At 71.4% G+C, this 18,586-nt stretch carries 18 protein-coding genes; 1 reads left to right on the top strand and 17 read right to left on the bottom strand.

Features of this window, described 5'->3' with window-relative positions; genetic code table 11:
• Nucleotides 1-30 precede the first annotated feature (30 nt).
• The 9 genes from ACIHAR_RS19135 to pyrR form a co-directional block, all read right to left on the bottom strand.
• The gene (locus tag ACIHAR_RS19135; protein WP_189936491.1) at nucleotides 31-354 is read right to left on the bottom strand and encodes an integration host factor; all 324 of its coding nucleotides are present in this window, start codon (nucleotides 352-354) and stop codon (nucleotides 31-33) included.
• Nucleotides 355-632: 278 nt separating this feature from the next.
• Complete coding sequence (gene pyrF / locus ACIHAR_RS19130; protein WP_400020548.1) at nucleotides 633-1,475, bottom strand: orotidine-5'-phosphate decarboxylase; 843 nt, start codon at nucleotides 1,473-1,475, stop codon at nucleotides 633-635.
• The gene (locus tag ACIHAR_RS19125; RefSeq protein ID WP_365455381.1) at nucleotides 1,472-2,578 is read right to left on the bottom strand and encodes a quinone-dependent dihydroorotate dehydrogenase; all 1,107 of its coding nucleotides are present in this window, start codon (nucleotides 2,576-2,578) and stop codon (nucleotides 1,472-1,474) included. Before ACIHAR_RS19125 ends, pyrF begins: the two co-directional genes overlap by 4 nt.
• A 58-nt stretch (nucleotides 2,579-2,636) precedes the next feature.
• Nucleotides 2,637-5,945 (bottom strand): carbamoyl-phosphate synthase large subunit, encoded by a 3,309-nt coding sequence (gene carB / locus ACIHAR_RS19120; protein ID WP_400020545.1) that lies wholly within the window; start codon nucleotides 5,943-5,945, stop codon nucleotides 2,637-2,639.
• On the bottom strand, nucleotides 5,938-7,095 hold the full coding sequence (carA, locus tag ACIHAR_RS19115) for a glutamine-hydrolyzing carbamoyl-phosphate synthase small subunit (protein ID WP_400020543.1): 1,158 nt from the start codon (nucleotides 7,093-7,095) through the stop codon (nucleotides 5,938-5,940). Before carA ends, carB begins: the two co-directional genes overlap by 8 nt.
• Nucleotides 7,092-7,661, bottom strand: coding sequence for a hypothetical protein (locus ACIHAR_RS19110; protein ID WP_365455390.1), 570 nt, complete (start codon nucleotides 7,659-7,661; stop codon nucleotides 7,092-7,094). Before ACIHAR_RS19110 ends, carA begins: the two co-directional genes overlap by 4 nt.
• Nucleotides 7,658-8,944 (bottom strand): dihydroorotase, encoded by a 1,287-nt coding sequence (locus ACIHAR_RS19105; protein ID WP_365455393.1) that lies wholly within the window; start codon nucleotides 8,942-8,944, stop codon nucleotides 7,658-7,660. The genes ACIHAR_RS19110 and ACIHAR_RS19105 overlap by 4 nt, the downstream gene beginning before the upstream one ends.
• 6 nt (nucleotides 8,945-8,950) lie before the next feature.
• Nucleotides 8,951-9,940 carry an aspartate carbamoyltransferase catalytic subunit gene (locus tag ACIHAR_RS19100; RefSeq protein WP_365455395.1) on the bottom strand — a complete coding sequence of 330 codons (990 nt, stop codon included), beginning with the start codon at nucleotides 9,938-9,940 and terminating at the stop codon, nucleotides 8,951-8,953.
• An 82-nt stretch (nucleotides 9,941-10,022) separates the two neighbouring features.
• Nucleotides 10,023-10,616, bottom strand: coding sequence for a bifunctional pyr operon transcriptional regulator/uracil phosphoribosyltransferase PyrR (pyrR, locus tag ACIHAR_RS19095; RefSeq protein ID WP_365455397.1), 594 nt, complete (start codon nucleotides 10,614-10,616; stop codon nucleotides 10,023-10,025).
• A 253-nt stretch (nucleotides 10,617-10,869) separates the two neighbouring features.
• Here pyrR and bldD point away from each other — a divergent pair, with 253 nt between their 5' ends.
• Nucleotides 10,870-11,370, top strand: coding sequence for a transcriptional regulator BldD (gene bldD, locus ACIHAR_RS19090; RefSeq protein WP_009313753.1), 501 nt, complete (start codon nucleotides 10,870-10,872; stop codon nucleotides 11,368-11,370).
• Nucleotides 11,371-11,641: 271 nt separating this feature from the next.
• Here bldD and nusB read toward each other — a convergent pair whose 3' ends face one another.
• The 8 genes from nusB to ACIHAR_RS19050 form a co-directional block, all read right to left on the bottom strand.
• Entirely contained in the window at nucleotides 11,642-12,070 is a 429-nt protein-coding gene (gene nusB / locus ACIHAR_RS19085; RefSeq protein WP_365455400.1) for a transcription antitermination factor NusB, read from the bottom strand.
• A 2-nt stretch (nucleotides 12,071-12,072) separates the two neighbouring features.
• Nucleotides 12,073-12,639 (bottom strand): elongation factor P, encoded by a 567-nt coding sequence (gene efp / locus ACIHAR_RS19080; protein WP_014671526.1) that lies wholly within the window; start codon nucleotides 12,637-12,639, stop codon nucleotides 12,073-12,075.
• Between the two features lie 52 nt (nucleotides 12,640-12,691).
• Nucleotides 12,692-13,798 carry an aminopeptidase P family protein gene (locus tag ACIHAR_RS19075; protein WP_365455403.1) on the bottom strand — a complete coding sequence of 369 codons (1,107 nt, stop codon included), beginning with the start codon at nucleotides 13,796-13,798 and terminating at the stop codon, nucleotides 12,692-12,694.
• A gap of 251 nt (nucleotides 13,799-14,049) precedes the next feature.
• Nucleotides 14,050-14,961, bottom strand: coding sequence for a Pro-rich N-terminal domain-containing protein (locus ACIHAR_RS19070; protein WP_400020538.1), 912 nt, complete (start codon nucleotides 14,959-14,961; stop codon nucleotides 14,050-14,052).
• Between the two features lie 214 nt (nucleotides 14,962-15,175).
• Nucleotides 15,176-16,267, bottom strand: a complete 1,092-nt coding sequence (aroB, locus tag ACIHAR_RS19065) for a 3-dehydroquinate synthase (RefSeq protein WP_400020536.1) — start codon at nucleotides 16,265-16,267, stop codon at nucleotides 15,176-15,178.
• Nucleotides 16,264-16,776, bottom strand: coding sequence for a shikimate kinase (locus ACIHAR_RS19060; RefSeq protein ID WP_365455412.1), 513 nt, complete (start codon nucleotides 16,774-16,776; stop codon nucleotides 16,264-16,266). Before ACIHAR_RS19060 ends, aroB begins: the two co-directional genes overlap by 4 nt.
• Nucleotides 16,773-17,957, bottom strand: coding sequence for a chorismate synthase (aroC, locus tag ACIHAR_RS19055; protein ID WP_365455415.1), 1,185 nt, complete (start codon nucleotides 17,955-17,957; stop codon nucleotides 16,773-16,775). The genes ACIHAR_RS19060 and aroC overlap by 4 nt, the downstream gene beginning before the upstream one ends.
• A gap of 173 nt (nucleotides 17,958-18,130) precedes the next feature.
• Nucleotides 18,131-18,580, bottom strand: a complete 450-nt coding sequence (locus tag ACIHAR_RS19050) for a hypothetical protein (RefSeq protein WP_400020533.1) — start codon at nucleotides 18,578-18,580, stop codon at nucleotides 18,131-18,133.
• Nucleotides 18,581-18,586 lie beyond the last annotated feature (6 nt).

Below are 18,586 nucleotides of genomic sequence, written 5' to 3'. Positions count from 1 at the left end.
CCGGGACGGTCCGCCCGGAGCACCTCGGACTCACTTGGCGGTGTCGCCGAACTCACGCTCCAGAGAGGCGATCTGGTTGGACCCGAGGCCGCGCACACGACGGCTCTCGGAGATGCCGAGTCGCTCCATGATCTGCTTGGCGCGGACCTTGCCCACGCCCGGCAGGGACTCGAGCAGGGCGGAGACCTTCATCTTGCCGATGACGTCGTTTTCCTGGCCCTGCTTGATGACCTCGTGAAGGGAGGCGCCGGAGTGCTTCAGTCGATTCTTGACCTCGGCCCGCTCCCGGCGAGCCGCGGCGGCCTTTTCGAGCGCGGCTGCGCGCTGTTCGGGGGTAAGGGGCGGAAGAGCCACGCCTACGTCACCTCGGATGTCGAACTGTCGGATACGGACCGGTGAGGAACCTAGTCGCCCCACACCTGGGGAGCCACGAGCAACACGCTTGCCCGTTCACTCTCCGTCGGAGACTAGCGGTCAAGTCCGCGAGAGTCAGCGAGAACAGAGGAAAAGTCCTGGTCAGCCTCCGTCAGGACGGATATTTAGGACATAATGCCCCTGATTTGAGGATGTATCCAGGCTCAAATCGTCCTGCGGCCGCCCGCCGGAGTCCCCGGTCGGGCGCCCGACGGCGTTCAGGCGGCCGTCACCGCGGTTCTGACCTCGTCCGCGAACCGCTCCGCGACGTCACGCAGAGCGACCACGTCGGGACCGTGGCGCAACACTCCGCGGCTCACGTTCGGCACGACGTTGCGGACGGCGGCGCCGAAGACGCGGGGCAGGTCCGCGGGCGTCGCGCCCTGGGCCCCGATGCCGGGCGCGAGGAGCGGCCCGTTGATGTCGAGGTCGTACGTCGACAGATCGCCCAGGGTGGCCCCGACGACCGCCCCGAAGGAGCCCAGCGGCTCCTCCCCCGCGTTCTCGGCCGCCAGGTGGCCCAGCATCGTGGCGCCCACGCTCCGCCCGTCGGCGCGCACCGCGTGCTGCACCTCACCGCCCTCCGGGTTGGAGGTCAGCGCCAGCACGAACAGCCCGGCGCCGCTCTCCCGTGCCAGCACGACGGCGGGGCTGAGCGAGCCGTAGCCGAGGTACGGCGAGACGGTGAGGGCGTCGGAGAACAGCGGGGCGTCCTTGTGCAGGAACGACTCGGCGTACGCGGCCATGGTCGACCCGATGTCGCCGCGCTTGGCGTCCATCACGACCAGGGCGCCGGCCGCCCGCGCCTCCGCGACGGACTTCTCCAGGACGGCGACACCGCGCGAGCCGAACCGCTCGAAGAAGGCGCTCTGCGGCTTCAGGACGGCGACCCGGTCGGCCATCGCCTCGACGACCGTCCTGCTGAACCGCTCCAGCCCGGCGACGTCGTCGTTCAGCCCCCACTCGGCGAGCAGGGACGCGTGCGGGTCGATGCCGACGCAGAGCGGGCCGCGCTCGTCCATGGCCCGGCGCAGACGCGCGCCGAAGGGTTCCAGGGTCATGCCGTGCTCCTCACGTCGGCGCCGACCGCGTCGGCCAGGGTGGCGTACGGGCTCTGGCGCAGCCGTGCCGCGAGCCCCTTGTGGATCGCGCGGCCCCAGAAGGGCCCCTCGTAGATGAAGGCGCTGTAGCCCTGGACGAGCGTGGCGCCCGCGAGGATGCGCTGCCAGGCGTCCTCGGCGTTCTCCACGCCTCCGACGCCCACCAGGGTGATGCGGTCGCCCACGCGCGCGTACAGGCGGCGCAGCACCTCGAGGGAGCGCGCCTTCAGCGGCGCGCCGGACAGTCCGCCGGTCTCCTTGACCAGGGAGGGGGCGGACGTCAGGCCGAGCCCGTCGCGCGCGATGGTGGTGTTCGTGGCGATGATCCCGTCCAGGCCGAGTTCCACGGCCAGGTCGGCGACCGCGTCGACGTCCTCGTCGGCCAGGTCCGGGGCGATCTTCACCAGCAGCGGCACCCGGCGGTCGGTCACCGTGCGGTCGGCGGCCTCGCGCACGGCGCTGAGCAGGGGGCCCAGCGCCTCGGTGGCCTGCAGGTTGCGCAGGCCGGGCGTGTTCGGCGAGGAGACGTTCACGACGAGGTAGTCGGCGTACGGTGCGAGACGTTCGGTCGACTTCACGTAGTCGAGGACGGCCTCGGCCTCCGGGACGACCTTGGTCTTGCCGATGTTGACGCCCACGACCGTCCTGAACACGGGCTCGCGGGAGGCCAGGCGGGCGGCGACGGCCAGCGAGCCCTCGTTGTTGAAGCCCATGCGGTTGATCAGCGCCCGGTCGGGCACGAGCCGGAACAGCCGCTTCTTCGGGTTGCCGGGCTGCGGCTCCCCGGTGACGGTGCCGATCTCGACGTGGTCGAAGCCCAGCATCGCCATGCCGTCGACGGCGACGGCGTTCTTGTCGAAGCCGGCGGCGAGCCCGAAGGGGCCGTGCATGCGCAGCCCGAAGGCCTCGGTGCGCAGTTCCCTGTAGCGGGGGGCGAGGGCGGCCGCGACGAAGGTGCGCAGCACGGGGATGCGGACGGCGAGGCGGATCCAGCGGAAGGCGAGGTGGTGGGCCTGCTCGGGGTCCATGCGCTGGAACACCAGGCGGAAGAAGAGCTTGTACATCTCAGACGTGTCCTCATACGGAGGGGGACACCGTTTCCGGTGTCCCCCTCGTCGGCTGCTAGTCGCGGGCCGCGGTCAGGTGTTCCGCGTGTTCCTGGAGCGAACGGACGCCCACGTCACCGTGGTGGAGGGCGTCGATGCCCTGGACGGCGGCGGCGAGCGCCTGGACCGTCGTCAGGCACGGCACGGAGCGCGCCACGGCGGCCGTACGGATGTCGTAGCCGTCGAGGCGGCCGCCGGTGCCGTACGGGGTGTTGACGATGAGGTCGACCTCGCCGTCGTGGATGAGCTGGACGATGGTCTTCTCGCCGTTGGGACCGGTGCCCTCGGACTGCTTGCGCACGACCGTGGCGTTGATGCCGTTGCGCTTGAGGACCTCGGCGGTGCCGGAGGTGGCGAGCAGCTCGAAGCCGTGGGCGACCAGCTCGCGCGCCGGGAAGATCATCGAGCGCTTGTCGCGGTTGGCGACCGAGATGAACGCGCGGCCCTTGGTCGGCAGCGGGCCGTAGGCTCCCGCCTGCGACTTGGCGTACGCCGTGCCGAAGACGGAGTCGATGCCCATGACCTCGCCGGTGGAGCGCATCTCCGGGCCGAGGACGGTGTCGACGCCGCGGCCGGAGGTGTCCCGGAAGCGGGTCCACGGCATCACGGCCTCCTTGACGGAGATCGGCGCGTCCAGCGGCAGCTCGCCGCCGTCGCCGGTCGCCGGGAGGAGCCCCTCGGCGCGCAGTTCGGCGATGGTGGCGCCCAGGGAGATCCGGGCGGCGGCCTTCGCCAGCGGCACCGCGGTCGCCTTCGAGGTGAAGGGCACCGTGCGGGACGCGCGCGGGTTGGCCTCGAGGACGTAGAGGATGTCGCCGGCCATCGCGAACTGGATGTTGATCAGGCCGCGTACGCCGACGCCCTTGGCGATGGCCTCCGTGGAGGCGCGCAGGCGCTTGATGTCGAAGCCGCCGAGGGTGATCGGGGGCAGGGCGCACGCCGAGTCGCCGGAGTGGATGCCGGCCTCCTCGATGTGCTCCATGACACCGCCGAGGTACAGCTCCTCGCCGTCGTACAGGGCGTCGACGTCGATCTCGATGGCGTCGTCGAGGAAGCGGTCGACCAGGACCGGCCGGGTGGGGCTGATCTCGGTCGACTCGGCGATGTAGGAGGACAGCCGGGCCTCGTCGTAGACGATCTCCATGCCGCGTCCGCCCAGGACGTACGACGGCCGCACCAGGACCGGGTAGCCGATCTCGTCCGCGATGGACTTCGCCTCGGCGAAGGTGGTGGCCGTGCCGTGCTTCGGGGCCGGCAGACCCGCCTCCGCGAGCACGCGCCCGAAGGCGCCCCGGTCCTCGGCCGCGTGGATGGCCTCGGGCGAGGTGCCGACGATCGGCACGCCGTTGTCCTTGAGCGCCTGCGCCAGGCCCAGCGGGGTCTGGCCGCCGAGCTGGACGACGACGCCGGCGATCGGGCCGGCCTGCGCCTCCGCGTGGACGATCTCCAGCACGTCCTCGAGCGTGAGCGGCTCGAAGTACAGGCGGTCGGAGGTGTCGTAGTCGGTGGAGACGGTCTCCGGGTTGCAGTTGACCATCACGGTCTCGTACCCGGCGTCGGACAGCGCGAAGGAGGCGTGGACGCAGGAGTAGTCGAACTCGATGCCCTGGCCGATGCGGTTCGGGCCGGAGCCCAGGATGATGACGGCCGGCTTCTCGCGCGGGGCGACCTCGCTCTCCTCGTCGTACGACGAGTAGAAGTAGGGCGTTCTGGCGGCGAACTCCGCGGCGCAGGTGTCGACCGTCTTGTAGACCGGGCGGACGCCCAGCGCGTGCCGCACCTCGCGCACGACGTCCTCGCGCAGGCCCCGGATCTCGGCGATCTGCTGGTCGGAGAAGCCGTGCCGCTTGGCCTCGGCGAGCAGATCGGGCGTGAGCTCGGGGGCGGCGGCCAGTTCGTCGGCGATCTCCTTGATCAGGAAGAGCTGGTCGACGAACCAGGGGTCGATCTTCGTGTACTCGAAGACCTCCTCGGGCGTGGCACCCGCGCGGATGGCCCGCATGACGGTGTTGATCCGGCCGTCGGTGGGGCGGACGGCCTCCTCCAGCAGGGTCTCCTTGTCGCCGGGCTCGCCGACGAAGGTGAACTGGCTGCCCTTCTTCTCCAGCGAGCGCAGCGCCTTCTGGAACGCCTCGGTGAAGTTGCGGCCGATGGCCATGGCCTCGCCGACCGACTTCATGGTCGTCGTCAGCGTGGAGTCGGCGCTCGGGAACTTCTCGAAGGCGAAGCGCGGGGCCTTCACGACCACGTAGTCGAGCGTCGGCTCGAAGGAGGCCGGGGTCTCCTGGGTGATGTCGTTCGGGATCTCGTCGAGGGTGTAGCCGACGGCGAGCTTGGCCGCGATCTTGGCGATCGGGAAGCCGGTCGCCTTGGAGGCCAGCGCCGAGGAGCGCGACACGCGCGGGTTCATCTCGATGACGATGACCCGGCCGTCGACGGGGTTCACCGCGAACTGGATGTTGCAGCCGCCGGTGTCGACGCCGACCTCGCGGATGACGGCGATGCCGATGTCCCGCAGGATCTGGTACTCGCGGTCGGTCAGCGTCATCGCCGGCGCGACGGTGATCGAGTCACCGGTGTGCACGCCCATCGGGTCGAAGTTCTCGATGGAGCAGACGACCACGACGTTGTCGTGCTTGTCGCGCATCAGCTCCAGCTCGTACTCCTTCCAGCCGAGGATGGACTCCTCCAGGAGCACCTCGGTGGTCGGCGAGAGGGTGAGGCCCTGGCCGGCGATGCGGCGCAGCTCCTCCTCGTCGTGGGCGAACCCGGAGCCGGCGCCGCCCATGGTGAAGGAGGGGCGGACGACGACGGGGTAGCCGCCGAGCTCCTCGACGCCGGCCAGGACGTCGTCCATGGAGTGGCAGATGACCGAGCGGGCGGACTCGCCGTGCCCGATCTTGGCCTTGACCGCCTCGACGACCAGCTTGAACTGGTCGCGGTCCTCGCCCTTGTGGATGGCCTCCACCTTGGCGCCGATCAGCTCGACGCCGTACTTCTCCAGGACGCCGTTCTCGTGCAGCGAGATGGCGGTGTTGAGGGCCGTCTGGCCGCCCAGGGTGGGCAGCAGGGCGTCGGGACGCTCCTTGGCGATGATCTTCTCGACGAACTCCGGGGTGATCGGCTCGACGTAGGTGGCGTCGGCGATCTCCGGATCGGTCATGATCGTCGCGGGGTTGGAGTTCACGAGGATGACCCGCAGGCCCTCGGACTTCAGGACCCGGCACGCCTGGGTGCCGGAGTAGTCGAACTCGGCGGCCTGGCCGATGACGATCGGGCCGGAGCCGATGACCAGGACGGACTGGATATCGGTGCGCTTAGGCACGCTGGCCCTCCATCAGGGAAACGAAGCGGTCGAACAGGTAGGCGGCGTCGTGCGGGCCGGCTGCCGCTTCGGGGTGGTACTGGACGGAGAAGGCCGGCTGGTCGAGCAGCTGCAGCCCCTCCACGACGTTGTCGTTGAGGCAGACGTGGGAGACCTCGGCGCGGCCGAACTTGGTCTCGCTGACCTTGTCGAGGGGCGCGTCCACGGCGAAGCCGTGGTTGTGCGCGGTGACCTCGACCTTGCCGGTCGTACGGTCCTGGACCGGCTGGTTGATGCCGCGGTGGCCGTACTTCAGCTTGTAGGTGCCGAAGCCGAGGGCGCGGCCCAGGATCTGGTTGCCGAAGCAGATGCCGAACAGGGGCGTCTTGCGCTCGAGCACCTCGCTCATCAGCGCGACCGGGCCGTCGGCGGTCGCCGGGTCGCCGGGGCCGTTGGAGAAGAACACGCCGTCGGGGTTGACGGCGTAGATCTCGTCCGCCGTGGCCGTGGCCGGCAGCACGTGCACCTCGATGCCGCGCTCGGCCATCCGGTGCGGGGTCATGCCCTTGATGCCGAGGTCGATCGCGGCGACGGTGAAGCGCTTCTCGCCGACCGCCGGGACGACGTAGGCCTCCTGGGTGGCGACCTCCTCGTAGAGGCTCGCGCCCTTCATGTGCGGCTGGGCCTGCACGCGCGCGAGGAGCTCCGGCTCGGGGGCGCTCGCCTCGCCGGAGAAGATGCCGGCGCGCATGGAGCCGCGCTCGCGCAGATGGCGGGTGAGGGCGCGGGTGTCGATGCCGGAGATGCCGACGATGCCCTGGGCGACCAGCTCGTCGTCGAGGGAGCGCTGGGCCCGCCAGTTGGAGGGCACGCGCGCGGGGTCGCGCACGACGTAGCCGGAGACCCAGATGCGCTTGGACTCGTCGTCCTCGTCGTTCCAGCCGGTGTTGCCGATCTGCGGAGCGGTGGCGACGACGATCTGGCGGTCGTACGAGGGGTCGGTCAGAGTCTCCTGGTAGCCCGTCATGCCGGTGGAGAACACCGCTTCGCCGAAGGTCTCCCCCACGGCCCCGTAGGCGCGGCCGCGGAAGGTCCGGCCGTCCTCCAGGACGAGTACGGCGGGAGCCGCTTTGTGCCTCTGCGAGGCGGTCCCCTGGATGGAGGTCGTCATCGTTCGGCGCCTTCCCTGGTGGTTGTTTCGATCATGGAGTTAATGACGTCGACCCACTCGGTGTGCTCGGCCGCGTGGTCCGAGCGGAAGCCGGAGTCGATCAGCTTGTCGCCGTGTGCCCAGGTCACCACGAGCAGTCCGCCCTCGGTGAGGACCTTGCCCGCGATGCCCTTGCCGAGCACGGCCTCGCGCAGCGCACCGGCCGGGATGAAGAAGTCGGTCGCACCGGGGCGTACGACCTCCAGTCCCGCGTCCGTGAGGGTGAGCTCGACCCGGCTACGGGTGCCCAGGCCGTGGGCCACGATGCGGTCGAGCCACTGCCCGGCGGTGGTGGAGCCGTGGTAGCGACCGCTCATGCTCAGTCTCGCCGGGCCCGGGTCGTCCGGCGCGGTGGGCAGCTCGGGCAGGTCGCTCTGGAGCGTGCCGCGCCACTTCCAGCCCTCGCGCATCAGCCAGTAGACGAGCGCGACGAACAGGGCGAGGCCGACGACCCAGCCGATCCGGGCGGCCCAGTCGGTCACTTCGGCCGATTCCTTCTCGGCCGCGAGCAGGATTACAGGTGTCACGTGAGCTTCCCGTCGACGAGCGTGGCCTTGCCCCGGAGCCACGTGTGCGTGACACGGCCCGGCAGCTCACGCCCCTCGTACGGGGTGTTGCGGCTGCGCGAGGCGAAGCCCGCGGGGTCCACCGACCCACGGTATGCCGTGTCGACCAGCGTGAGGTTGGCGGGCTCACCTGCCGAGACGGGACGCCCGTGGCCCCTGGCCTGCCCGATCCGCGCGGGCGTGGAGGACATGCGGTCGGCGACACCGGCCCAGTCGAGGAGCCCGGTCTCCACCATGGTCTCCTGGACCACCGACAACGCGGTCTCCAGGCCGACCATGCCCATGGCGGCCGCGGCCCACTCGCAGTCCTTGTCCTCGTGCGGGTGCGGGGCGTGGTCGGTGGCGACGATGTCGATCGTGCCGTCGGCGAGCGCCTCCCGCAGGGCGAGCACGTCACGCTCGGTGCGCAGCGGCGGGTTGACCTTGTAGACCGGGTTGTAGGTGCGCACCAGCTCGTCGGTGAGGAGGAGGTGGTGCGGGGTGACCTCGGCGGTGACCTGGATGCCGCGGGACTTCGCCCAGCGGACGATCTCGACCGAGCCCGCGGTCGACAGGTGGCAGATGTGGACGCGGGAGCCGACGTGCTCGGCGAGCAGGACGTCCCGGGCGATGATCGACTCCTCGGCCACCGCGGGCCAGCCGCCCAGCCCCAGCTCGGCGGAGACGACGCCCTCGTTCATCTGGGCGCCCTCGGTCAGCCGCGGCTCCTGCGCGTGCTGGGCGACGACCCCGCCGAAGGCCTTCACGTACTCCAGCGCCCGCCGCATGATCACGGCGTCGTCGACGCACTTGCCGTCGTCGGAGAAGACGGTGACACCGGCCGCCGACTCGTGCATGGCGCCCAGCTCGGCGAGCTTCCTGCCCTCCAGGCCGACGGTGACGGCGCCGATGGGCTGCACGTCGCAGTAGCCGTGCTCCCGCCCGAGCCGGTACACCTGCTCGACGACGCCGGCGGTGTCGGCGACGGGGAAGGTGTTGGCCATCGCGAACACGGCCGTGTACCCGCCGCTCGCCGCGGCCCGGGTGCCGGTCAGGACGGTCTCGGAGTCCTCGCGGCCGGGCTCGCGCAGGTGGGTGTGCAGGTCGACCAGGCCCGGCAGCAGCACCTTGCCGTCGGCCTCGACGACCTCGGCGCCCTCGGCGGACAGCCCGCTGCCGACGGCCTCGATGATCTCGCCGTCGATGAGGACGTCCTGCGGCTCGCCGCCGAGCACCTTCGCACCACGGATCAGGATCTTGCTCATGGTCGCTTACTTCTCCTCGGTGGAACCGGTGGTACGGGCGTGGCTGACGGCGGGTTCGTTCCCGCCCAGGAGCAGGTACAGGACGGCCATGCGGATGGAGACGCCGTTGGCGACCTGCTCGACGACGGTGCAGCGGTCGGAGTCGGCGACCTCGGCGGTGATCTCCATGCCGCGGACCATCGGGCCGGGGTGCATCACGATGGCGTGCTCGGGCATCCGGGCCATCCGGTCCCCGTCGAGGCCGTAGCGGCGCGAGTACTCGCGCTCGGTGGGGAAGAAGGCGGCGTTCATCCGCTCGCGCTGGACGCGCAGCATCATGACCGCGTCGGATTTCGGCAGCGTGGTGTCGAGGTCGTACGACACCTCGCAGGGCCAGGTCTCGACGCCGACCGGCACCAGGGTGGGCGGGGCGACGAGGGTCACCTCGGCGCCGAGGGTGTGCAGCAGGTCGACGTTGGAGCGGGCGACCCGGCTGTGCAGGACGTCGCCGACGATGGTGATGTGCTTGCCGGACAGGTCCTGGCCGATCCCCGCGTCCCGGCCGACGAGCCGGCGGCGCATGGTGAAGGCGTCGAGCAGGGCCTGGGTGGGGTGCTGGTGGGTGCCGTCACCGGCGTTGATGACGGCGGCGTCGATCCAGCCGGAGTTGGCCAGGCGGTAGGGGGCTCCTGAGGCGCCGTGCCGGATGACGACGGCGTCGACGCCCATGGCCTCCAGCGTCTGGGCGGTGTCCTTGAGGGACTCGCCCTTGGAGACGCTGGAACCCTTGGCGGAGAAGTTGATGACGTCCGCGGACAGGCGCTTCTCGGCGGCCTCGAAGGAGATCCGGGTGCGGGTGGAGTCCTCGAAGAAGAGGTTGACGATGGTGCGGCCGCGCAGGGTCGGCAGCTTCTTGATGGGCCGGTCGGCGACCCGGGCCATCTCCTCGGCGGTGTCGAGGATGTGGACGGCGTCGTCGCGGGTGAGGTCGGCGGCCGAGATGAGATGACGCTGCATCTGTCAGGCTCCGTAAGACATTCGGGAGTTTTCGGGCATGCGGGCGCATGGGAGCGCGCACGCGGGGGCGTACGCCGGACTGCTACTGCTGCGCGCCCGGGGTGGTCTGCTTCACACCGAGCAGCACGGTGTCGCGACCGTCCTCCTCGGCGAGCTGGACCTTGACCGTCTCCCGCAGCGACGTGGGGAGGTTCTTGCCGACGTAGTCGGCTCGGATGGGCAGTTCACGGTGCCCGCGGTCGACCAGGACCGCGAGCTGCACGGCGCGCGGGCGCCCGATGTCGTTCAGGGCGTCGAGGGCGGCGCGGATGGTGCGGCCGGAGAAGAGCACGTCGTCGACGAGGACGACGAGCCTGCCGTCGAGGCCGTCACCGGGGATCTCGGTGCGGGCCAGCGCACGCGGCGGGTGCATGCGGAGGTCGTCGCGGTACATGGTGATGTCGAGGGAGCCGACCGGGATCGTGCGGTCGGTGATCTGCTCGAGCTTGGCGGCGAGCCGCCGGGCGAGGAAGACGCCACGGGTCGGGATGCCGAGGAGCACCACGTCGTCGGCGCCCTTGGCGCGTTCGACGATCTCGTGGGCGATGCGGGTCAGTACCCGCGCGATGTCGGGGCCTTCGAGAACGGGCCGCGCATCGGACTGCTGCGGCTCGCGCCGCGTGTCCTGCTTGTCCATACGAAACGGACCTCCTTCTCCGCCTCACGGGACGGACCTTAAAGGACGTCGGAATTGCGCCATCCACGGTAGCAGGCCGGGGTCACACCCCCGATCACCCCCTTGGCCTAATCAGCCACCGATACCACGGAAGAGTCGGTGTGGACCATTCGGCTTGACGCAGAAGAATCACGCTGCGTAACCTCACAGTGAGTTACCAACCGCGCGGCATGGAAGCCAATCCGGCCGCGTCGACCCAGTGCCGGGGAGCTATATGTCCAGCGAATACGCCAAACAGCTCGGGGCCAAGCTCCGGGCGATCCGCACCCAGCAGGGCCTTTCCCTCCACGGTGTCGAGGAGAAGTCCCAGGGACGCTGGAAGGCGGTCGTGGTCGGTTCCTACGAGCGCGGCGACCGCGCCGTGACCGTGCAGCGCCTTGCGGAGCTGGCCGATTTCTACGGCGTCCCCGTCCAGGAACTGCTCCCGGGCACCACCCCGGGCGGCGCCGCCGAGCCCCCGCCGAAGCTCGTCCTGGACCTTGAGCGGCTGGCCCACGTGCCGGTCGAGAAGGCGGGCCCCCTGCAGCGGTACGCCGCGACGATCCAGTCGCAGCGCGGTGACTACAACGGCAAGGTGCTCTCGATCCGCCAGGACGACCTGCGCACGCTCGCCGTCATCTACGACCAGTCCCCCTCGGTCCTCACCGAGCAGCTGATCAGCTGGGGCGTGCTGGACGCGGACGCGCGTCGCGCGGTCTCCCACGAGGAGAGCTGAGCGCCGTAGCGTCTCAGCAGAAACGTGCCGCCGGGGTGGCCGGAACCAGACGGTTCCGGCCACCCCGGCTTTTTGCCGCGCACGCTTTCCGCGCTCGCCTTCCCCGCACATGCCGGAGGGCCCACAGCGTGTGCTGTGGGCCCTCCGGCGCCGTGCGCGCCCCGCGAGGGGCGCGGGGAACCGCGTGACGAGCCGCGATCGGCCCGCAGGCCATGTACGGCCCGCAGTTCCCCGGCTCTCCCGGCGGAGCCGGTCGCGTCTCCCGGCGGAGCTAGTCGCGGCGCAGCGAAGGCTTGAGCTCCTTCAGCCGGCCGAGCAGACCGTTGACGAACGAGGGCGACTCGTCCGTGGAGAACTCCTTCGCCAGCTGCACCATCTCGTCGAGGACGACGGCGTCCGGGGTCTCGTCGACCCAGATCAGCTCGTAGGAGCCGAGCCGCAGGATGTTGCGGTCGACGACCGGCATCCGGTCGAGCGTCCAGCCGACCGCGTACTGGGCGATCAGCTCGTCGATGCGCTTCGCGTGCTTCGCGTAGCCCTCGACCAGCTGCATCGTGTACTCGCTCACCGGCGGCTGCCGGGTGTCGTCCCGGGACAGCCGGATCCAGTCCGCGAGGACCGTCAGGACGTCGGCGCCGCGCTGGTCGCCCTCGAAGAGGATCTGGAAGGCGCGCTTGCGGGCCGTGTTGCGGGCGGCCACGGTTAGCTGTTCACCCGGCCGAGGTAGTCGCTCGTGCGGGTGTCGACCTTGATCTTCTCACCGGTGGTGATGAAGAGCGGGACCTGGATCTGGTGACCGGTCTCCAGGGTGGCGGGCTTGGTGCCACCGGTGGAGCGGTCGCCCTGGACGCCCGGCTCGGTCTCGGCGATGGTCAGCTCGACGGCGGCGGGCAGCTCGACGAAGAGCACCTCGCCCTCGTGCTGCGCGACGGTGGCGGTGAAGCCCTCGACGAGGAAGTTGGCGGCGTCGCCGACGGCCTTCCGGTCGATGTGCAGCTGGTCGTAGGTCTCCATGTCCATGAAGACGAAGTACTCGCCGTCCATGTACGAGAACTGCATGTCGCGCTTGTCGACAGTGGCCGTCTCGACCTTGACGCCGGCGTTGAAGGTCTTGTCGACGACCTTGCCGGAGAGCACGTTCTTGAGCTTGGTGCGCACGAAGGCGGGGCCCTTGCCGGGCTTGACGTGCTGGAACTCGACGACGGACCAGAGCTGGCCGCCTTCGAGCTTGAGCACCATGCCGTTCTTGAGGTCGTTCGTGGAAGCCACGGTTGCGGAATCTCCTGGACTGACGTGGACGACCCCGGGGGCACGCACCTGCCTATAGTGCGAGCAGCTCCTTGGTCGTGATGGTGAGTAGCTCGGGTCCGCCGTCCGCCTCGGGGCGTACGACGAGCGTGTCATCGATCCGGACACCGCCCCGGCCCGGGAGGTGGACCCCCGGTTCGACGGTGACCGGCACGCAAGCGTCCAGTTTACCCATGGCCGCGGGAGCCAACTGCGGGTCCTCGTCGATTTCGAGCCCGACGCCGTGCCCGGTCATCGCCGGCAGACCCTCCGTGTACCCCGCGGAGTACAGCACCTGGCGTGCGGCACGGTCCACGTCACGGTAGGCGGCCCCGGGTGCCAGGCTCTCGCGGCCGGCCCGCTGGGCGGCGAAGACGAGGTCGTACAGCTCGACCTGCCAGTCCGCCGGCGACGTGCCGATGACGAAGGTGCGGCCGATCTCGCAGCGGTAGCCCCGGTAGGTCGCACCCAGGCAGACGGAGAGGAAGTCGCCCTCCTCCACGCGCCGGTCGGTGGGCCGGTGGCCGCGCCGGCCGGAGTGGGGGCCGGTGCCCACGGCGGTGGGGAACGCGGGGCCGTCGGCGCCGTGGTCGACCAGCCGACGCTCCAGTTCGAGGGCGAGATGGCGCTCGGTGCGGCCGACGAGGATGGATTCGAGCAGTTCCCCCAGGGCCTGGTCGGCGATCTCGGCGCCGATGCGCAGGCAGGAGATCTCCTCCTCGTCCTTGACGATCCTCAGCTGTTCGACCGCGCCGCCGAGGTCGGCCAGGCGCACCCGCGGTGCGACCGAGCGGAGGGCACGGTGGCGGGCCACCGTGAGGTGATGTTCCTCCACCGCGAGGGAGTCGGCGTCCTCGGCCGCGAGGATGCCCGTGGCGGCCACGGCGGGGTCGCCTCCGGTGCGGGGAAGGACGTGCACCTTCAGCGCTTCGTCGGGCCGGCCCTCGGTGGGGCGCTCGTCGGGCGGGCCCGTGCAGACGAGGAGGTCCTCGTCCTTGCCCAGCAGGAGGACGGCGCCCAGGGGCGCCGCGCCCGCCAGGTATCTGACGTTGGCGGGGCGGGAGATCAGCGCTGCCGCGTTGCCCGACGCGTTGCAGCGTTCCCGTAGGCGGGTTCGGCGGGACGCGTACACCTCTGACATGAGTCGAGCGTAGGAGCCATGACCGGTTTGCGCCGGTTGGGAGGGGCCGAGTGGGTTGATTAGCCGGGTGCGGGCCAGTGGCGAGAGGCCAGGTGGGCTGGTCCACCGGGTGCGGGCCGGTGGCGAGAGGCCAGGTGGGCTGGTCCGCCGGGTGCGGGCCGGTGGGGACCGGCCTGCCAGGGGCACGCGGTACCCCCCGTGCGGCTGCGGCGCGCGGGCGCGCACCCGGCATCAGGTGCCGGGCCGGCCCCCTACCACTTCGGAGGACTCGCGATCGCCCTCGCCAGGACCTCGTCCAGGGCCCTGGCCGTCGCGGGGACGTCGAGCTGGGAGTTGTCGATGATCGGCAGGCCGGAGCCGTACCACCCGGCCATGCGGCCGTGGATGCGGGCGACCTCCTCGTCGGTGAGGCGGCGGTTGCCGGAGCGCTCGGCGTTGCGTTCCAGGACGACCTCGAGGCCGGGGAGGAGGACGACCGGGAGCAGCCCGGGGCCCACGTGGCGTTTCCAGCCGCCGAGGCCGACGGCCGGGCGGTCGGGGAAGATCGCGTCGTCCAGGATGCACGAGATGCCGTTGGCCAGGAAATTGCGGGCGGCGAAGCCGCAGGTGCGGCGGGCCAGACGGTACTGGGCCTCGGAGTTGTCGTTCCACCCCCGCTGCGGGTCGGCGAAGCCGGAGCGGACCCATTCGCGCACGTCGTCCAGGCTGATGTGGGCGGTCGGCACCCGGCGGTGGTCGGCCCAGAACTTGGCGACGCTGGTCTTCCCGGCGCCCGCGGGGCCGATCAGCAGCACCGCGAGGGTGGTGGCCGCCGGGTCGGGGGCGCTCGCGGCGGGGGACGCGCTGGGCACGGCGACGGGGCCGCCGGGGGGCAGCGGGACGTGGCCGGTGGTGTCGGTGCCCGGCGGGACGGAGGCGTGCTGCGGTGTCGGGGGGTGCGGCACGGGCGGGACCGGTGGCCGGGGCATGGGCGGGACCGGGCCGGAGGGGGGTGCTCCGGTGAAGCCCGGCGCTGGGTGCGGCGGGGGCCCGGGGGCCGGCTGCGGGGGGTTGCCGCGCGGGTGGTGCGGTCCCGGGTGTTGTGCGGCCGGTGACCAGCCGACGGCCGGTCCGTGCCCCGGCTGGTGGGGCGGCGGCAGCGGAGAACCCACTGCGTGCTGCATCCGGTGCCACTCCGTCTCGTTCTTCTGGGCTGGGTCGCCCCCGGCACGCCCCTTCGGCTCGCTCGCCGCAGGCGCTTGACGCTGGCAGCGGGAAGGCGGACCGCCCGCTCGCCACTGAACGGTACCGCCCCCGGCCGTCGATGGGTGAACGGCCGGGGGCGGTGCGAAGTGCCCGTTGTGGAAAGCGAATCGGGCGGAAGGGAAGCCCGCGGACTTACTCCCCCACTTCGCCGTACGCGGCGAGCAGGACCGCCGGGTCGGGGCCTTCCAGGACGGTGGGCTTGGCCAGGCCGTCCAGGACGATGAAGCGCAGCAGGTCGCCGCGGGACTTCTTGTCGACCTTCATGGTCTCCAGCAGTTTGGGCCACTGGTCGTAGCGGTAGTGCAGCGGGAGGCCCACCGCCTGGAGGATGGTGCGGTGGCGGTCGGCCGTGGCGTCGTCCAGCCGGCCGGCGAGTCGGCCGAGCTCGGCGGCGAAATGCATGCCGACCGCGACGGCGGCGCCGTGGCGCCACTTGTACCGCTCGTTCTTCTCGATCGCGTGGGCCAGGGTGTGGCCGTAGTTGAGGATCTCCCTGAGGCCCGACTCCTTCAGGTCGGAGGAGACGACGTCCGCCTTGACCTGGACGGAGCGCTCGATCAGCTCGGCGGTGTGCGGGCCGGCCGGTGTGCGGGCGGCCTCGGGGTCGGCCTCGATGAGGTCGAGGATCACCGGGTCGGCGATGAAGCCGGCCTTGATGATCTCCGCGAGCCCGGAGACGTAGTCGTTGACCGGGAGCGAGTCCAGCGCGGCCAGGTCGCACAGCACGCCGGCCGGGGGGTGGAAGGCTCCGACGAGGTTCTTGCCCTCGGCGGTGTTGATGCCGGTCTTGCCGCCGACGGCCGCGTCCACCATGGCCAGTACCGTCGTCGGGATGGCGATCCAGCGCACTCCGCGCAGCCAGGTCGCGGCGACGAACCCGGCGAGGTCGGTGGTCGCGCCGCCGCCGACGCCCACCACGACGTCCGTGCGCGTGAACCCGGACTGGCCGAGCGCCTTCCAGCAGTAGGCGGCGACCTCGGCGGTCTTCGCCTCCTCCGCGTTCGGCACCTGGATGGCGACGGACTCGTAGCCTTGCTCGGCCAGGTCGGCGCGGAGCGCGTCGCCGGTCTCGGCGAGCGCCTCGGGGTGGATGACGGCGACCCGCCGGGCCCGGTCGCCGATCAGTCCGCCGAGCTCCCCCAGGAGCTGACGGCCGATCAGCACCTCGTAGGGGTCGGCACCCGCGCTGCCGCCGACCCGGATACGCGTCACTGCCTCACTCATGCTTCCTTCAACTCCAGGGCGTCCAGGGCGACTTCGGCGACTTCTTCGGGCGTACGGCCATCCGTGGCGACGACCGCCGTGGCGATCCCCTCGTACAGGTGCCGCCTGGCCTCCATGAGCTCGCGCCACTGCTTGCGCGGGTTGATCGCGAGCAGCGGGCGGGCCGCGTTCAGGCCGGTGCGCTTGACCGCCTCCTCGACGTCCATGGAGAGGTAGACCACCCGCGACCCGGCCAGCAGCGCGCGGGTGTCCTCGTCGAGGATCGCCCCGCCGCCGAGCGCCAGAACGCCGTCGTGCTCGCCGAGCGCCCGCCGCACGGCCTCCTTCTCGATCGCCCGGAAGGCGGGCTCGCCCTCGTCGACGAAGATCTCGGCGATCGTCCGGCCCTGCTCGGCCACGATGTCGTCGTCGGTGTCCCGGTAGCCGACGCCGAGCCGCGCGGCCAGCAGCTGCCCCACCGTGGACTTGCCCACGCCCATGGGGCCGACGAGCACCACGACGGGGTTCATCGGATGGCCAGGTTCTCGAGGTACGAGGTGACGTTGCGGCGGGTCTCGGCCACGCTGTCGCCGCCGAACTTCTCCGCCACCGCGTCCGCCAGGACGAGGGCCACCATGGCCTCGGCGACGATGCCGGCGGCCGGGACCGCGGAGACGTCGGAGCGCTGGTGGTGGGCCTGCGCGGCCTCGCCGGTGGTCACGTCGACGGTCTGCAGCGCCCGCGGCACGGTCGCGATCGGCTTCATGGCGGCGCGCACCCGCAGCAGCTCACCGGTGGACAGGCCGCCCTCGGTACCGCCCGCGCGGCCCGACACACGCCGGATGCCCTCGGGCGTGTTGACGATCTCGTCGTGCGCCTTGGAACCCGGCACGCGCGCCAGCTCGAAGCCGTCGCCGACCTCGACGCCCTTGATGGCCTGGATGCCCATCAGCGCACCGGCCAGGCGGGCGTCCAGCTTGCGGTCCCAGTGGACGTGCGAGCCGAGGCCGACGGGAACGCCGTACGCCAGCACCTCGACCACGCCACCGAGGGTGTCGCCGTCCTTGTGGGCCTGGTCGACCTCGGCGACCATCGCCTTCGACGCGTCCGCGTCCAGGCAGCGCAGCGGGTCGGCGTCCAGCTTCTCGACGTCGGCCGGGGTGGGGTACACACCCTGCGGGGCCTTCACGGAGCACAGCTCGACGACGTGGCTGACGATCTCGATGCCGGCCGTCTCCTTCAGGTACGACCGGGCGACGGCGCCGAGCGCGACACGGGCGGCCGTCTCGCGCGCGGAGGCGCGCTCCAGGATCGGGCGGGCCTCGTCGAAGCCGTACTTCTGCATGCCGGCCAGGTCGGCGTGGCCGGGGCGCGGCCGGGTCAGCGGCGCGTTGCGGGCGAGTCCGGCGAGCACTTCGGGGTCGATCGGGTCGGCCGCCATGACCTGCTCCCACTTCGGCCACTCGGTGTTGCCCACCATGATCGCGACCGGGGAGCCGAGGGTGAGGCCGTGCCGGACACCGCCGAGGAAGGTGACCTCGTCCCGCTCGAATTTCATTCGCGCACCGCGCCCATAGCCGAGCCGGCGCCTCGCCAGATGGTCCGCCACCATCTCCGTGGTGATCGGCACGCCGGCGGGAAGGCCCTCCAGCGTCGCCACGAGTGCGGGACCGTGGGACTCCCCCGCGGTCAGCCAGCGCAACCTGCTCAACGGTGCTCCTCAGTGCTCGCGCCTGGTACTGCCCTGCGCACGCGCGTCCTCGCGTACGGCAACGACGTGACCGGGTGCGCGACCCAGGCCCGCCACCTACGATCCTCCCACGTCCGCGACCCGGAACCGGCCGCCGGTCCACCAGGCGGACGGGGCTGGCGCGGTGGCCGGGGTCAGCGCGCGTCGCCCTGCCGCGACTGGGGGGCGTAGGCGCCGAGGAAGTCGGCGCCGCTGGGCCCGGCGGGCGCCTGGGGCTGCTCAGGCAGGCCGCCAGGGCTCCGCTGGTCCCGCTGCGGAGCGTAGGCGCCGAGGAAGTCGGCGCCGCTCGGCCGGCCCGGTGACGGGTTCTGCCCGCCGCGCCGTTGCTGCGGGGCGTACGCGCCGAGGTGGTCCGCGCCGCGCCCCTGCCCGGACTGCGCGGCCGCGGGCACGGCCGCACCGGCCCGCACGGCCCGCCGGTGGGCGATCCTGCGCTTCAGCTTCAGGATCCACGAGGCGAGGACGGCCAGCACGATCAGCGCGAGCACCGTGAGCTGCGCCCACTCGGGCAGGAACCACAGCACGGCCTCGAAGATCTCACCCTTGACCGACGCCAGCGACTCCCCGGCCGACACGTTGGGCATGTACCT

The organism is Streptomyces sp. NPDC052016 (assembly GCF_044548445.1).
Lineage (GTDB): Bacteria > Actinomycetota > Actinomycetes > Streptomycetales > Streptomycetaceae > Streptomyces.
Note: the sequence above shows the minus strand (reverse complement) of the source record. Positions and strands in the feature narration are given on the sequence as shown.

Bases quoted from the DNA above. Each gene is read 5' to 3' on its own strand.
- carA (WP_400020543.1), bottom strand. From the start codon at position 7,095: ATGACGACCTCCATCCAGGGGACCGCCTCGCAGAGGCACAAAGCGGCT.
- aroB (WP_400020536.1), bottom strand. From the start codon at position 16,267: ATGAGTGAGGCAGTGACGCGTATCCGGGTCGGCGGCAGCGCGGGTGCC.
- ACIHAR_RS19050 (WP_400020533.1), bottom strand. From the start codon at position 18,580: ATGCCCAACGTGTCGGCCGGGGAGTCGCTGGCGTCGGTCAAGGGTGAG.
- ACIHAR_RS19105 (WP_365455393.1), bottom strand. From the start codon at position 8,944: ATGAGCAAGATCCTGATCCGTGGTGCGAAGGTGCTCGGCGGCGAGCCG.
- pyrR (WP_365455397.1), bottom strand. From the start codon at position 10,616: ATGGACAAGCAGGACACGCGGCGCGAGCCGCAGCAGTCCGATGCGCGG.
- pyrF (WP_400020548.1), bottom strand. From the start codon at position 1,475: ATGACCCTGGAACCCTTCGGCGCGCGTCTGCGCCGGGCCATGGACGAG.
- ACIHAR_RS19070 (WP_400020538.1), bottom strand. From the start codon at position 14,961: ATGCAGCACGCAGTGGGTTCTCCGCTGCCGCCGCCCCACCAGCCGGGG.
- ACIHAR_RS19100 (WP_365455395.1), bottom strand. From the start codon at position 9,940: ATGCAGCGTCATCTCATCTCGGCCGCCGACCTCACCCGCGACGACGCC.
- ACIHAR_RS19125 (WP_365455381.1), bottom strand. From the start codon at position 2,578: ATGTACAAGCTCTTCTTCCGCCTGGTGTTCCAGCGCATGGACCCCGAG.
- bldD (WP_009313753.1), top strand. From the start codon at position 10,870: ATGTCCAGCGAATACGCCAAACAGCTCGGGGCCAAGCTCCGGGCGATC.
- ACIHAR_RS19060 (WP_365455412.1), bottom strand. From the start codon at position 16,776: ATGAACCCCGTCGTGGTGCTCGTCGGCCCCATGGGCGTGGGCAAGTCC.
- ACIHAR_RS19075 (WP_365455403.1), bottom strand. From the start codon at position 13,798: ATGTCAGAGGTGTACGCGTCCCGCCGAACCCGCCTACGGGAACGCTGC.